This is a genomic window from Seonamhaeicola sp. S2-3 (genome assembly GCF_001971785.1).
Taxonomy (GTDB): domain Bacteria; phylum Bacteroidota; class Bacteroidia; order Flavobacteriales; family Flavobacteriaceae; genus Seonamhaeicola.
In genome coordinates, this window is sequence record NZ_CP019389.1 from 3,026,511 (window position 1) to 3,040,299 (window position 13,789).

The following is a 13,789-nucleotide window of genomic DNA, read 5'->3' on the forward strand; positions in this document are numbered from 1 at the left end:
ATAGAAATTAAGTGAGTAAAACATCCATAGAGCCATTTTCTTTTATACGCTGTTTTTTCTTTAGCTCTATCTCTTTTGCTAATGTTTTGGGTAATGACTTTTTTGACATATCAACGCCTGTAATAAGTTCCATATCCGCGATAATGTCTTGTTGAAAGTCTTTTTGAAACTCAAGTTCTTCAATCTTTTCCTTTAACTTTTTAATTTCATCGTTTTTACTCATACCAGTATTTTGTTGTACTAAGGTACTGTATTTTCTTAACCAATAGGAAATGGTTGTTCTGGGGACGTCGTATTTTTTAGAAGCTTGGTTGTTGGATAGTTGACCGTTTAGGATTTGGTCAACGACTAAAAGTTTGGTTTCTAAAGTGGCTTTTTGGTAACTTTTTTTTCGCCAGTGCTCATTTTGTGTTTTCATAAGTAACTATAATTAATGGTTTAATTTTTAGTCAACCTATTTCAGGAAAGTTCATTCATTTACATTGTGTACAACGGTCTTGTATATAAAAAGTAGCGGATTTTAAGCACTAACTTTTCGAATTATAATAGACCTCTAATTTATTAATTTTCTTTTGTTTAAGCACTTAAACCGCTATTTTTTATATACGTTGTGCCTGTTGCACAACCATGAATTCCATCTATACGTAATTGTTATGCTATTTTTTGTAAAACATAACTAATTGATATATGGGGCTTTTAATTATTTCTAATAATTCAAAAACTATCAATTTATTCCTGATGACGAGTTGTGCAACGCTTACCCGTGTTGCAAACAGTTTATTATTCTATTTTTTCAAATTTATAGCCACAACCCTCTATACAATTCATATATGTAGGAGTGAGAATAATATTCCCATTTTCAAAATTATAATTTTCAACAAATGTTCCAGGAGGATTTTCTACGCCTGTGTCAAAACCGACACAACTGTAATCTAAAGTAATTGTATTATTTGATACATCATAGGTACCTGTCGTGCACTCGGTAAATCTTGTTGATGAGAATGTTCCATCATTACTAAAAGTGTATGTATAACCGTTATCTACAATTGTCCATTGCGGGTTACTTCCCCCATCGCTTCCGTATGTTTCGATTAATTTCCAAGTGCCTAAAAAACTTTCCTCTTGTGATTTTGTATCATCATCACTACAACTTGTAAATGATAATAACATACTTAAAATTAAAATTATTGGTTTCATTGTTTTATTATTTTAGATGTTAATATTTTGTCATTGATACTTGCTCGTATGATATATAAACCATTTTTTAGATTATTAATGTTAATATTTTTTTGATTGGTCTCTATCATCGAGTTTCCGTATAAGTCAAAAACTTGAATTAGAGTTTTGTCTTTTATAGAAAGTGATGTCAATTTTTGATTTCCTGAAGTTCTAGCACAAGGGTCTATAATTCTCATAACTTCATAAGTGTTTTTAGAAGTGTTTGAAATCCTGTAATAATCATCACATGGGTCTGGTGCTGGAGGAGTGATTGTTCTATATATGGTTGTTGTGCCACAGGGATTAGTTGCCGTTATTTTAGCATACACGCTCCAACTATTACAATTTCCATGACCTAAACCTTCAAAACCACTGCCTCCAAAACTAGCATAACAGCCACCACTACTTGAAATTTTTTGCCATGTAGTTGAAGTAATACTTTGGTCATTAATATTCGTATTGTTTAATCCAACCATATGAACGGCAACATAATTTGTTCCCATAGGCTCTAATTCTACTGTTATTAAAGGTTTACCAATCCAAATATCTTTTCTTATAGTTTGAGTTGGCAATACAGCTTCTACAAATCCTGTCCCATTGGTTGAAGTAGATGTTGGTTTTACTGTAATTGAATTTGAGTTTTGAGATTGGACGGTCAAATTCGAGGAAACATGCCAACTTACAGAATTACCACCATTTGATAATACATAAGTTGTTGCCGAATTGTTGCAGATTGTTTCAGACCCACTTATTTCAGGCACGAGACATGTTGTTCCAATCACTTGCTGTAGGAGAGAAGATGATGCAAAAGCATTTCTTGACCTTACTATTTGTCCATCGGAGAAGTGATTAAAAGGATAATAATAGGACATTATATTATCCATGTCAGGGGTGTAGCCACCAGAATTCCCTATATTTGCATCTGCTGGAGTGTCACAAACATAATCACCACAAGTAGTACAATTTGAACCATTAATAGCTTCAGCACATCCACTTGTGTTTGTAGCAGTTCCTTGAAAAGTATGCCATAAATCAAGACAATGACCTACCTCGTGAGAAACCACCTGTGTATTAACCCAAGAAGATTCAATAACTAGTGCTTGACTTAAAATCCCGTTTGCCCTACCTGCATAACTTACTGCATTATTAACTATGTAAATATTAATAGCATCTGGTCTGTTATTTATTTGAACCAGAGCATTAAATTCTGAATTATTATTTCCTGTATCATCAATATTGTAATAAGTTGAATTATTAATATAATCAAACCCTAAATTATTTACATACAATAAATGAGGATTAAAGGCATCATTTAGTTTCTCTGTGACTTCATTTAATAAAGAGCTATTAAATCCACCTGAACTGTTACTTTCTCGTACAATGTGAAAATATACATTGAAACAAATTGGTTCGAAACTATCATTATATGATGAATTTGTAACTGTCCTTTCACTTTCAGGATAGTTTGTAGTCTGTGGTGTACCACATTGTTGTGCGTTGAGTTTGTTAATTGAAATAATTCCAATTAAAATTGTTAAAAGTAAAATTTTCGTTCTCATAATTTACCGTTGTTTAAAATTAGACCATGTTTTGTTAAAATTGTTTGCAACGGTTCGTATAAAGTTAGTTGCGTTGGTTAAGAACGTACTTTAACAGTTACAAAATTACGTTTGGAAAGCGGTTTTTTTAAGTAAAAACGTAACGAGCAATTTTTTTTATATGGTGTGCCTGTTGCACAAGACTTGCTAAATATACAGAAATTTCGTATATTTAATAATGCAAGGCACAAAAATATTTCAAGAAAAACTGTTCCCACAGTTTCAGTTAAGCGAACGCGTACCAGAGCACAATTTCTACAGACGATTAAAAGAGGTTCTAGACCTAGAATTTCTATATAAGCTCATGCGCCCATATTATGGGGATAGCGGACAAAAAAGCATCGACCCTGTTGTATTCTTTAAGCTGTGCCTAGTTGGTTATTTAGAAAATATAACAAGCGACCGCAAGCTCATACCACATTGTAGCATGCGCTTGGATATCCTGTATTTTTTAGGCTATGATATCGACGAAGAACTACCGTGGCATTCTACTATGAGCCGTACACGCCAACTATTTCCAGAAGCGGTATTTGAATCTGTTTTCACAAAAATATTTGAGCTATGTGTCTCGGCAGGTATGGTTGCCGGCCATACCCAGACCATAGATTCCGCCCCTGTAAAGGCCAATGCTTCTATGGATACTTTAGAACTGAAAGTGCCAGAAGAGGATTTAGAAGGGCATCTTCGGGAAATTCGTAACATCAGCCATCGAGATAAACAGAAGCCCTTAAGGCAATCTAAAGCAAACAAGGCCGATAAAGACCAACAAACCTTATCGGCTTCTACGAAAGAATTACAGGCCATAAAAAGGCGTAATGCCAAATGGGCAAAGGATCAAGATGCACGTCCAGGAGCTGGTGCTAAAGGCAGTCGCTATACCAGTAACAAGACCCATTACAGTCCCACCGATCCGGATGCGCGCATCAGTGTAAAACCGGGAAAGGCAAGAAAACTCAATTACCTTAGTCAACTTACAGTAGATACGGCAAACCATGTGATAAGTGATATAAGAGCGTACCATGCCGATGGCAAAGACAGTCAGCATTTACCAGATATCGTTAAGCGGGTAAAACAACGGCTTTGGAAAGCGGCACTGGTTTGGGAAAATTGTGTGGCCGACACGGGCTATAGCAGCGGCGAGAATTATGCCTTTCTAGAGGCAATAGGCCTAAAAAGTTTTATACCCGCCCACGGCACTTATAAGGGCAGTCCGGATGGATTTACCTATCACGAAAAGGAAGATTATTATACATGTCCTCAAGGCCAAATCATCCCCTTTAAAAAAGTGTTTATAGAAAAAAAGAACAACACCAAGAAGAAGGAATACCGCGGCTCAAAACCGTTGTGTTTGGACTGTCCAGTACGCACTGCATGCCTAGGGAAAACGGCACAGGAAAAGAAGTTTACCGTTACCTATTACCGCTCGGAATATGAGCGTAACATAGCCCGGGTAGAAAGCAACCAAGGGCGTTATATGAAAGGAAAAAGGCAGAGCACCGTAGAACCTGTATTTGGTACGCTCACACAATTTATGGGCCTAAGAAAAGTGAATACCATTGGAATTGAGCAGGCCAATAAATGCATGCAGCTTTCAGCCATAGCCTACAACCTTAAAAAATATATGAAATTTATAGAAAAACGTACTAAAAGCGGAGCAGGGGCACATACGCTTTATTTTAGTGCCAAAAACACCTTTTACAAGGTTATAAACATGCTTTTAAAGCCTTTTAAAACACCAGAGTTTTTAAGTGTATAAAAACAGAAACCGCCTTTAAAAAACGGTTTCTTATTATAATTTTGGATACATTATGGGCTTGTGCAACGGTTACCATTGTTAGCGGCTGGCTTTCTTTTATTAGTCTTTCTTATATTTTTCAAATAGTTTGTGTATGGTTTAAACTCCTTTTTGCTTTCTATTTCGTCTTTTGATTTTATTAGAATTTTTTCTGGTGCATCAATGAAATTATTTCTAACTTCTATTCCTGTTATGTTTTGATTTCCTTGATATTTAGTTTTTCGATAACTTATTTTAAAACCACTTTCTGTTATTATTTCTAAAATTGTATTTAAATGATGTTTAAAGCAAATAGGTGAAGAAAAGGTCAAGTCATCAACATATCTCGTATAAGTAATATTATTCTCATTACATAATTCGATTAATTTATAGTCGGTTTCCAAGAACACAAGGTTTGAAATATGTGTACTTGTAGGAGTGCCTTGTGGAAGTTCATATTTCCAAGTCGTTATTTTTGTCAACCAATGGCTATAATGGTTTGAAAATCCAAGCTTGAGAAATGTATCATACACTTTGGTATGTTTTACACTTGGATAAAACTCCATCAAATCTGTTGTAAATTGATATTTTTTCCCTTGATGTGGTTTAGCATTCGAAACATTACTACGCTTCTTAACTCCACCGTGAATATGTGAAGGCAAGGAAATTGGAGTTAAAATTCTTTCTTTAATTCTTTTGTGAATTACTTTCAACTCTTTTAGTGATGGTCTGATTGCACGTTGTTTTAATGTGCCATCTTGATATTTTTTAAATCCACCATTTTTCTTATCTGGTTTTTTCTCAAACCATTCATTATAATAGTGGTCTATATTATCAACTATGAATTGAACTCGTTCGGGAGAAAAACCAATTTCAGAACAAAACAGTTTAAACTGATATTTTTTAAACTGCAAAGAATTCATTGACGAGAGATTTTACAGAAGGACTAACTATACCAAATGCTTCTCTCTTGTTAGGCTGAACATCTTCTTCAGTCATTGATAAAAAGAAAAGTATAGGTAAAGGAATGTTCAAGTTATTGCTAATCGTTTTCAATGTCGAAAGATTAGGCTCTTTTGAATTACTCTCAATTTGTGAAAGATAAGTTTGAGTTATTCCACAAAGAGAAGCAAACTCATTTTGAGTTTGTCCTTTTTGCTTTCTAATATTTTTAATAATGCTACCTAAATCCATTTTTTTAATTTTTTGAAAATATTTTAAGGAGTGTTCGGATTTTAATTTCACATTTTGTTTTCATAATTCTGAATTTTACAAGAAAAATTTGGTTAGTAACTCAACGACTTTAACAATTTCCATAAGAACTTGCTCGTTCGTTCTACCTTTTTTCTTTTTCAGATTTTGAAGTTTACTCAATGCTTCATTTAGGATTTTCACATCCTGTTCCGAAAGAGAACACTGGCTCTTGATGATAGCTTGTACATTGTTAATCAAACTATCAATGTTTCGACTTTGTTTTAATCTACTCATATGATAAAAATTTAAAAATTAAACAGACACTATTGTCCTGCGTCACTCCAATAGTGAGTTTATCAAATGGTATATTAAAGCTTAAAATTCCGAATGCGTAAACAATGTTCTCATTGCACTCGCTTAAAAAATTCCTGCGTCATACTTATATAAGCTAAGACACATTATAACAGAAGTAATACATCAAAATCAATGTTATCATAAGGACAACAAGGGAGATGAATTGTGCCGTTATTGAACCCAAACGGGTTGCCTATTATGGCTATCAAATGAACTCCATTCGGAATAGTTAAACATCAAAAACACTTTTTCAAAGAACTATGATGCAAATATAGTAAAATATTCCTGATAGTTAATAAAATTATTAAAAATATTTTTCTGGAGTTATTAACAATTTGGTTGAGAAGACCCTTTTTTCAGCTTGCCGCTAACGGTTAGTATATGAAAAGTAGGCGGATACGAAGCACTAAACTTTCGGCTAAGCACAAACTTTGATACGAGCTAAACTCCTCGAATTCAGCACTAAATTACCTATTTTTTATATACATTGTTACCTGCTGGCTTTTTTTATTTCAGTTCCTATTTTGTTCATTATTTCGTTCCAATGTTCTTTCATTTCTGCTCTCTGTTCAGCGTTCAATAATTTCTCTTGGTGAATTGCAACTGTTGATTTTTCTTGATTTCCAATGACTCTAATTTGAATTGTTGACATATTTTCCCAATTTTTCGGTTTCCAATTCAAGCGAATGTGTGAATTTGCTTTAAAAACAAGACCTGTGAATAGAGGTCAGCACAATATATAGCCATAAAAATGAGCAATGGATTCTTCGTTGTTTTATATGTTAATAGTTATAACTCTTGAATTTGGTGCTCTTTCATTCTTTTGAGCTACATTTTTACTTTATTAGTTGATGTTTTTGAATTTCCTTTGATCCAATCCAAAATATACGGTTGTCGGGGTCAGGTTGTCCAATGGATCGAAGTACCTCTATGGTTGTAGAAAATACTTTCGTTTTAGTGTTTAATATTTTCGTGTTCCAAAGAACTCTGCTTGTAAAGTAAAAGTCTCTCCGTTATCGGTACTAATTTCTCCTTTCCAATGAAATGACTTGTTGGTTATGTTCTGAAATGTCCACCGCATTATATTTCCATCTTCATCGGTTCCTTCCTGTACAATATTACCTGTGTCTTCCCAACCATAAAGTTTACTTACTGTACTACTAACGGGATTGAACCAATAAACACACCATTTTTTTGATTCTGCGTCAAAATAACGTATGCTTGAACCATAACGAATTCTTGGCTGTTTTAGATTTGGCGTCCTTAATGAACGCTTTGGGGCAATCCAAACATCCTGTACAGCTCTGCCTTCAAGTACATAGGCAAAATGCCATTCACCTTGTGATTTTATTATTTCATTATTTTCTAAATAATCAACAGCTTCTACATTCCAACTTCCTATAAGCCAATCGTAAATATTATTTCTAGCAATTTCGTCACTTGCATTATCTGAAATCAGGGAAGAAGCAAAACCTTCTTTCTGTCTTGCAGTAGCTTCTTGCTCTGAAAACACTCTATGCCAAATACCTGGGTAATCTAAAACAAACCCTTCTCTGTCAACTTTTAAGTTTGCAGTAAATCCGGAAGCAAGATTTTCATACTTGTAAACTCCATTTCCTAAATTCGTATATCGCTGTTTAGAAGGATTAAAATTACGAGTCGGTAAATCGAAATAAACAACTTCAATTTCTTTTGATTCACCAATAGCCAAGTTAAGTCTGTTTATTGGTAAAGTATTTGTAAATGGGGTCAAGGTTATATCTATATCTGTACAATTGTTTAGTTTAGAAATGATTTCCCCATTTTCGTTTACCCATTTTTTATCCTTATTCTTATGAAGATATATGCTAAACGAACTGTCTGATTGAAAATTGATGTTTACTGACTGAATTTCCCATTTTTCATTGATTTCAAGCAGGTAGTTAACATTCAATAATTTCCCCAATCCTTGACCTGTGATGTGTCCCTTAACTTCAATCGTGTCTTTAAAATTAATGGTGGTAAATTCGGTTGTGTTTACATAAGTGCTTTTCCACACTATTATTTTGTCTTGTGCTTGCATATTAAAAAAAAATAATATTCGATCTTTCTTCTTATCATTTTATGATTGTTATTGGTTGAGAGTTCGTTGTTTTCAGTTTTGGCTTTATTCGTTTTATCTTTTTGAACGTACAGCTTTTACTTTTTTCAAATTCTTATCAGCCGGTCATCAAAGAAATTCAGAATTGGGCCATAAATAATTTGTAAATGACACTATGTCAATAGTTCATCACCAATTTTCTTTATTATCTCAGTCCAATATGCTTTCATTTCATTTCGCTGTTCGGTATTCAATAATTTCTCTTGATGGATGGCTATGGTTGCCTTAGTCTGATTTCCAATTACTCTAATTTGAATTGTTGACATATTTTCCCAATTTTTCGGTTTCCAATTCAGTCGAATATGAGAATTTGCTTTAAAAACACGGACAAGTCCTGTTATGCCATTTTCAGTTTCGTATTCTTTTTTAATTTCAAGTTCATTTTTCAAATTGCCTAACCAAATCTTTAGTCCATTCTCGGAAAATAAAAAGTCCCAAACCTTTTCACTCGAAACAGAAAAGGTTTTCCTTATTCCAAATTGAAATCCTACATCTTTGGTTTTTCCGACTTGATTTTCCATTTTCTTATTTTTCAGGTTTAAATGCTATCGCGTCAATTTCTATTAAAAATTCTGGATTTATTAGTCCTGTAACGTACAAAACTGTAATAATCGGTGGGTTTGGGTTCTGACCTAAAAATTTCTGCGAAACTTGAAATGCACCATAAGCATTCTGCCCTTGGACAATATGAATGCCTAATTTCACTAAACTTTCAAAATTTACTCCACAAGATTTAAGAGCAATTTCTAGGTTTTTCATTACTTGCTCAGTTTGCTTTAAAATATCATTTTTTCCAACAATTTTTCCGATTCCATTTACTGCATTTTGTCCACCGATATAAATTGTCTTTCCATTTCCTTCAGTCGTTATGATTTGAGAAAACGCAGAATTTTTTATTAGTCCATCTGGATTTATATGTTCCATTTTATTCTCCATTGTTCGTTGTTTTCAGCTTGCAGGTAACGGTGGCGGTATGAAACGTTGGGGATTGCGGGGATCATTCCTGTCCACCAACACAAAAGCTGATGCGTGACAGAACGCTAAACTAACCTCATAAACCCCAATGTTTTATACCGCATGTTATGCGGTCGGCTTTCTTTTTTTTCGTTTATTCTTTGTGTCATTTTACAAATGGTCAATTGGTTTGTGGTTGATTGCATTTTTGTCTTTGTCAAGCGTTATAAATGAGTTTTGTGCAACTTCAATTATGTTTCCTTCAATATCTGTGAAATAAAAGAAAAGTCCGCCAAATGGTGGTTCTGTCGGCTCTTTCAAAATTTTCACTTTGTCTTTCAGTTGGTCATAAAGTTCTAACACTTCTTCTTTGCTGTCAACATTGTAGCCAATTGTCACAGAACGAAAACCTTGTCCTTTATGGTCAACACCGATAAAGTCTGCAAGCATTTTTCTATCGCAAATGCTCAATAAAAATCCATTGAGTTTATAAAAGGCTATGTCTTTATTCTCGGCAACTGTTGTCCAACCTAAAACTTGTCCATAGAAGTTTTTCATTGCGTTCAAGTCATCCGCCCCAATTGTCAATACGCTAATTCTTTGTTCCATTTTATTTTCCTGATTTTGTTGGTTATCCGATTTGTCAGTATTGTTATTACAAGCTGAAAATGTCAAAATCACCAATGTTAAAAGTCCATATACTCGTTTCATTTATTGTTGTTAGTGTCGTTTTTTAAGCTGCCGCATAACGTTGTTGTATAAGGAAAGTTGCGTGTTTGTGTGCGAGGATTTTCCGAAGGAAAATCAGAAGCTAGCAAACGAGCAACTAACATTAGTTTAGGTAAAACTAGCAATTTTTTTTATACGGTGTGCCTGTTGCACAAGACTTGCTAAATATACAGAAATTTCGTATATTTAATAATGCAAGGCACAAAAATATTTCAAGAAAAGCTGTTTTTACAGTTTCAGTTAAGCGAACGCGTACCAGAGCACAATTTCTACAGACGATTGAAAGAGGTTCTAGACCTAGAATTTCTATATAAGCTCACGTGCCCATATTATGGGGATAGCGGACAAAAAAGCATCGACCCTGTTGTATTCTTTAAGCTGTGTCTAGTTGGTTATTTAGAAAATATAACGAGCGACCGTAAGCTTATATCACATTGTAGCATGCGCTTGGATATCTTGTATTTTTTAGGCTATGATATCGACGAAGAATTACCGTGGCATTCTACTATAAGCCGTACACGCCAACTATTTCCAGAAGCGGTATTTGAATCTGTTTTTACAAAAATATTTGAGCTATGTGTCTCGGCAGGTATGGTTGCCGGCCATACCCAGACCATAGATTCCGCCCCTGTAAAGGCCAATGCTTCTATGGATACTTTAGAACTGAAAGTGCCAGAAGAGGATTTAGAAGGGCATCTTCGGGAAATTCGTAACATCAGCCATCGAGATAAACAGAAGCCCTTAAGGCAATCTAAAGCAAACAAGGCCGATAAAGACCAACAGACCTTATCGGCTTCTACGAAAGAATTACAGGCCATAAAAAGGCGTAATGCCAAATGGGCAAAGGATCAAGATGCACGTCCAGGAGCTGGTGCTAAAGGCAGTCGCTATACCAGTAACAAGACCCATTACAGTCCCACCGATCCGGATGCGCGCATCAGTGTAAAACCGGGAAAGGCAAGAAAACTCAATTACCTTAGTCAACTTACAGTAGATACGGCAAACCATGTGATAAGTGATATAAAAGCGTACCATGCCGATGGCAAAGACAGCCAGCATTTACCAGATATCGTTAAGCGGGTAAAACAACGGCTTTGGAAAGCGGCACTGGTTTGGGAAAATTGTGTGGCCGACACGGGCTATAGCAGCGGCGAGAATTATGCCTTTCTAGAGGCAATAGGCCTAAAAAGTTTTATACCCGCCCACGGCACTTATAAGGGCGGTCCGGATGGATTTACCTATCACGAAAAGGAAGATTATTATACATGTCCTCAAGGCCAAATCATCCCCTTTAAAAAAGTGTTTATAGAAAAAAAGAACAACACCAAGAAGAAGGAATACCGCGGCTCAAAACCGTTGTGTTTGGACTGTCCAGTACGCACTGCATGCCTAGGGAAAACGGCACAGGAAAAGAAGTTTACCGTTACCTATTACCGCTCGGAATATGAGCGTAACATAGCCCGGGTAGAAAGCAACCAAGGGCGTTATATGAAAGGAAAACGGCAGAGCACCGTAGAACCTGTATTTGGTACGCTTACACAATTTATGGGCCTAAGAAAAGTGAATACCATTGGAATCAAGCAGGCCAATAAATGCATGCAACTTTCTGCCATAGCCTACAACCTTAAAAAATATATGAAATTTATAGAAAAACGTACTAAAAGCGGAGCAGGGGCACATACGCTTTATTTTAGTGCCAAAAACACCTTTTACAAGGTTATAAACATGCTTTTAAAGCCTTTTAAAACACCAGAGTTTTTAAGTGTATAAAAACAGAAACCGCCTTTAAAAGACGGTTTCTAATTATAATTTTGGATACATTATGGGCTTGTGCAACCAGTGTTACCCAATGTTTTTTTTATCAAAAATCTGATTAAGATTACAATTCCAAACAGAAATAGATATAAAATTGAATATACATAAATAAAATTTGAAAATCTATTAGTATCAAGTAAATTACTACTATGTTCATTCAGTAAATCCAGTATGTTCGGTTTAATTTTATAATAACTTCTAATTGCTTTTATTCCGTCAAAATGAGAAGGTCTGGATACAATATTTCCCTTTTTATTAACAATAAAATAAGTTGGATACCCAATTACTTTTAAAGAATTAATCAAATTCGAACCTCCTATATTCAGCTTTGTCCATCTTCTTTCACTTATATTCTCTTCAAGAGATTTCCAAAAATCAAATTTATCGATTGAAATAGTAATTATCTGAAAGTTTTCATCTGTTTGATTTAGAAGTTTTGGGAAACGTTTTTTCGCTTTTTGGCAAGGGCCACAACCCTTGAACGAAAATTGGATAAGTGTTGTTTTATTTGAAAGAATTTTAGGATTGACAGTAGTAGAGTCTAATTTTAAAATTCCATTTAAGTTAAACTTAGAGTTTTTTTCAAAACTAATATCTTCTTTAAAATCAGAGTACGTTTTTTTTAATTTTAAAGAATTCAAAGTCAAGCAAAATATCATGAAAATGATGAAGGAAACTATTACTAAAAATACTTTTTTCATTTTTGTATTATACTGAAATAGGTTGACCTTTTTCGGGTTCATTATTCGTTAATTAAAAGGTCAATAATTCTAAATTTTGTTTGTTCTTTTTGTAGGAATGATATTCTACATTTTGGTTAAGATGAACAAAAGCAGGAGTCTTTAATTTCAAGCTAAAATGTGATCTTTTATTGTTATAAATATCGACAGCTTTTTTAATCATCTTGTTAGCTAAGGTACTATTTTTTATAGTTTGTTTAAGTCCGTACTCGTATTTTAATGTTCTGTTGATACGTTCTGCTACTGCATTTTCATAAGGGTCGTACTGTTGTGTCATTGATAGCGTGATGTTATTTTGTTCAGCAAATCGGGTATATGCTGGGTTACAGTATTGAATTCCACGGTCTGAATGATGTATAAGTTTTTCATTAGGATATTTACGATTTTTAATGGCCATAGCGAGCGCATCTATGCAAAGCGATGTTTTCATATGTGAGGCGAATTTATAACCCATAATCTTCTTAGAATAAGCATCTGTAACAAGCGCGAGATAGCAGTGCTTGTTTTGTGTTTTAATATAGGTAATATCACTAACCCAAAGTTGTTCAGCTCGAGTAGGAGCTTTGTCCTTTACCAGGTTTTCATATTTATAAAAATGATGTTTAGAATTGGTTGTTATAAAATATCTTTTAGTTTTTGGAACTAAGAGATTATAAGCTCTTAAGAGCGCATAGAATTTGTCTCTTCCCATTTTTATACCACTAGATTCCATTTTAGATTTGAGGTTGTCATGGAGCTTAATGCCACCAGTTCTTTGACCGACTTCATTTCTATAATCTTTAATCATTTGAATCACGATTTGGTCATTGTTTACTTTAGTTTTATGTGATTTCAAGCGTTTGTAGAAAGCTTGTTTACTAATCCCAAAACATTGGATCAACCATTTTCTTTTAAACGGTCTTGTTTCTTTTTTTCGATCTCGTCTGCTAATGTTTTGGGCAATGACTTTTTTGACATATCGACACCTGTAATTAGTTCCATATCAGCGATGATGTCTTGTTGGAAGTCCTTTACGAATTCTAGTTCTTCGATACGTTCCTTGAGTTTTTTGATTTCGTCTTTCTTGCTCATACCAAGTTTCTTTTGTTCTAAGGTACTATATTTTTTTAACCAGTAATCAATAGAAGATCTAGAGATTTGATATTTTTCTGAAACATGGTTCACGGATATCTGTCCATTTTGGATCTGATCGATTATCAAAAGTTTTAAATCGAAACCTACTTTTTTGTAGGAAGTGTATTATACTGAAATAGGTTGACTTTTTTTGGTTCAT

Annotated in this window: 16 protein-coding genes; 2 read left to right on the plus strand and 14 right to left on the minus strand. The window is 34.3% G+C overall.

The features are described from left to right. Nucleotides 1-7: 7 nt before the first annotated feature. The 3 genes from BWZ22_RS13150 to BWZ22_RS13160 all read right to left on the minus strand — a co-directional run bounded on the left by BWZ22_RS13150 (nt 8) and on the right by BWZ22_RS13160 (nt 2,777). Complete coding sequence (locus tag BWZ22_RS13150) at nt 8-418, minus strand: helix-turn-helix domain-containing protein (protein WP_076700700.1); 411 nt, start codon at nt 416-418, stop codon at nt 8-10. A 362-nt stretch (nt 419-780) separates the two neighbouring features. Next, a complete protein-coding gene (locus tag BWZ22_RS13155) occupies nt 781-1,197 on the minus strand; it encodes a hypothetical protein (protein ID WP_076700703.1) in 417 nt (138 codons plus the stop codon). After that, nucleotides 1,194-2,777 (minus strand): zinc-dependent metalloprotease, encoded by a 1,584-nt coding sequence (locus BWZ22_RS13160; protein WP_076700705.1) that lies wholly within the window; start codon nt 2,775-2,777, stop codon nt 1,194-1,196. The genes BWZ22_RS13155 and BWZ22_RS13160 overlap by 4 nt, the downstream gene beginning before the upstream one ends. Before the next feature lie 217 nt (nt 2,778-2,994). On the opposite strand from BWZ22_RS13160, the gene BWZ22_RS13165 reads away from it, so the two are divergent. After that, nucleotides 2,995-4,572 carry an IS1182 family transposase gene (locus BWZ22_RS13165; RefSeq protein WP_076700708.1) on the plus strand — a complete coding sequence of 526 codons (1,578 nt, stop codon included), beginning with the start codon at nt 2,995-2,997 and terminating at the stop codon, nt 4,570-4,572. Between the two features lie 50 nt (nt 4,573-4,622). On the opposite strand, the gene BWZ22_RS13170 is transcribed toward BWZ22_RS13165, so the two are convergent. From BWZ22_RS13170 to BWZ22_RS13205, 8 genes are all read right to left on the minus strand, one after another. Further along, nucleotides 4,623-5,513: a reverse transcriptase family protein gene (locus tag BWZ22_RS13170; RefSeq protein ID WP_076700711.1), complete on the minus strand. Its 891-nt coding sequence runs from the start codon at nt 5,511-5,513 to the stop codon at nt 4,623-4,625. After that, a complete protein-coding gene (locus BWZ22_RS13175) occupies nt 5,494-5,784 on the minus strand; it encodes a helix-turn-helix domain-containing protein (RefSeq protein WP_157607969.1) in 291 nt (96 codons plus the stop codon). The genes BWZ22_RS13170 and BWZ22_RS13175 overlap by 20 nt, the downstream gene beginning before the upstream one ends. Nucleotides 5,785-5,859: 75 nt before the next feature. Further along, nucleotides 5,860-6,078: a hypothetical protein gene (locus BWZ22_RS13180; RefSeq protein ID WP_076700716.1), complete on the minus strand. Its 219-nt coding sequence runs from the start codon at nt 6,076-6,078 to the stop codon at nt 5,860-5,862. Between the two features lie 550 nt (nt 6,079-6,628). Next, nucleotides 6,629-6,790: a hypothetical protein gene (locus tag BWZ22_RS13185; protein WP_198027618.1), complete on the minus strand. Its 162-nt coding sequence runs from the start codon at nt 6,788-6,790 to the stop codon at nt 6,629-6,631. Nucleotides 6,791-7,099: 309 nt separating this feature from the next. After that, a complete protein-coding gene (locus tag BWZ22_RS13190; protein ID WP_076700718.1) occupies nt 7,100-8,200 on the minus strand; it encodes a putative glycolipid-binding domain-containing protein in 1,101 nt (366 codons plus the stop codon). Between the two features lie 191 nt (nt 8,201-8,391). Continuing rightward, nucleotides 8,392-8,799: an SRPBCC domain-containing protein gene (locus BWZ22_RS13195; RefSeq protein ID WP_076700721.1), complete on the minus strand. Its 408-nt coding sequence runs from the start codon at nt 8,797-8,799 to the stop codon at nt 8,392-8,394. Nucleotides 8,800-8,803: 4 nt separating this feature from the next. Continuing rightward, nucleotides 8,804-9,214: a RidA family protein gene (locus tag BWZ22_RS13200; protein ID WP_076700723.1), complete on the minus strand. Its 411-nt coding sequence runs from the start codon at nt 9,212-9,214 to the stop codon at nt 8,804-8,806. A gap of 189 nt (nt 9,215-9,403) precedes the next feature. Next, the gene (locus BWZ22_RS13205; RefSeq protein ID WP_083692348.1) at nt 9,404-9,943 is read right to left on the minus strand and encodes a VOC family protein; all 540 of its coding nucleotides are present in this window, start codon (nt 9,941-9,943) and stop codon (nt 9,404-9,406) included. A 210-nt stretch (nt 9,944-10,153) separates the two neighbouring features. Here BWZ22_RS13205 and BWZ22_RS13210 point away from each other — a divergent pair, with 210 nt between their 5' ends. Beyond that, nucleotides 10,154-11,731: an IS1182 family transposase gene (locus BWZ22_RS13210; protein WP_076700726.1), complete on the plus strand. Its 1,578-nt coding sequence runs from the start codon at nt 10,154-10,156 to the stop codon at nt 11,729-11,731. A 50-nt stretch (nt 11,732-11,781) separates the two neighbouring features. Here the strand turns inward: BWZ22_RS13210 and BWZ22_RS13215 are convergent, their stop codons facing one another. The 3 genes from BWZ22_RS13215 to BWZ22_RS16920 are packed head-to-tail and all read right to left on the minus strand — an operon-like array spanning nt 11,782 to nt 13,587. Continuing rightward, nucleotides 11,782-12,477 (minus strand): thioredoxin-like domain-containing protein, encoded by a 696-nt coding sequence (locus BWZ22_RS13215; RefSeq protein WP_198027619.1) that lies wholly within the window; start codon nt 12,475-12,477, stop codon nt 11,782-11,784. A 52-nt stretch (nt 12,478-12,529) separates the two neighbouring features. Further along, a complete protein-coding gene (locus BWZ22_RS13220) occupies nt 12,530-13,396 on the minus strand; it encodes an IS3 family transposase (RefSeq protein ID WP_198027620.1) in 867 nt (288 codons plus the stop codon). After that, nucleotides 13,393-13,587: a hypothetical protein gene (locus tag BWZ22_RS16920; protein ID WP_232225281.1), complete on the minus strand. Its 195-nt coding sequence runs from the start codon at nt 13,585-13,587 to the stop codon at nt 13,393-13,395. The genes BWZ22_RS13220 and BWZ22_RS16920 overlap by 4 nt, the downstream gene beginning before the upstream one ends. Nucleotides 13,588-13,789: the final 202 nt, after the last annotated feature.

Bases quoted from the DNA above. Each gene is read 5' to 3' on its own strand.
- BWZ22_RS13150 (WP_076700700.1), bottom strand. From the start codon at position 418: ATGAAAACACAAAATGAGCACTGGCGAAAAAAAAGTTACCAAAAAGCC.
- BWZ22_RS13155 (WP_076700703.1), bottom strand. From the start codon at position 1,197: ATGAAACCAATAATTTTAATTTTAAGTATGTTATTATCATTTACAAGT.
- BWZ22_RS13160 (WP_076700705.1), bottom strand. From the start codon at position 2,777: ATGAGAACGAAAATTTTACTTTTAACAATTTTAATTGGAATTATTTCA.
- BWZ22_RS13165 (WP_076700708.1), top strand. From the start codon at position 2,995: ATGCAAGGCACAAAAATATTTCAAGAAAAACTGTTCCCACAGTTTCAG.
- BWZ22_RS13170 (WP_076700711.1), bottom strand. From the start codon at position 5,513: ATGAATTCTTTGCAGTTTAAAAAATATCAGTTTAAACTGTTTTGTTCT.
- BWZ22_RS13175 (WP_157607969.1), bottom strand. From the start codon at position 5,784: ATGGATTTAGGTAGCATTATTAAAAATATTAGAAAGCAAAAAGGACAA.
- BWZ22_RS13180 (WP_076700716.1), bottom strand. From the start codon at position 6,078: ATGAGTAGATTAAAACAAAGTCGAAACATTGATAGTTTGATTAACAAT.
- BWZ22_RS13185 (WP_198027618.1), bottom strand. From the start codon at position 6,790: ATGTCAACAATTCAAATTAGAGTCATTGGAAATCAAGAAAAATCAACA.
- BWZ22_RS13190 (WP_076700718.1), bottom strand. From the start codon at position 8,200: ATGCAAGCACAAGACAAAATAATAGTGTGGAAAAGCACTTATGTAAAC.
- BWZ22_RS13195 (WP_076700721.1), bottom strand. From the start codon at position 8,799: ATGGAAAATCAAGTCGGAAAAACCAAAGATGTAGGATTTCAATTTGGA.
- BWZ22_RS13200 (WP_076700723.1), bottom strand. From the start codon at position 9,214: ATGGAGAATAAAATGGAACATATAAATCCAGATGGACTAATAAAAAAT.
- BWZ22_RS13205 (WP_083692348.1), bottom strand. From the start codon at position 9,943: ATGAAACGAGTATATGGACTTTTAACATTGGTGATTTTGACATTTTCA.
- BWZ22_RS13210 (WP_076700726.1), top strand. From the start codon at position 10,154: ATGCAAGGCACAAAAATATTTCAAGAAAAGCTGTTTTTACAGTTTCAG.
- BWZ22_RS13215 (WP_198027619.1), bottom strand. From the start codon at position 12,477: ATGAAAAAAGTATTTTTAGTAATAGTTTCCTTCATCATTTTCATGATA.
- BWZ22_RS16920 (WP_232225281.1), bottom strand. From the start codon at position 13,587: ATGAGCAAGAAAGACGAAATCAAAAAACTCAAGGAACGTATCGAAGAA.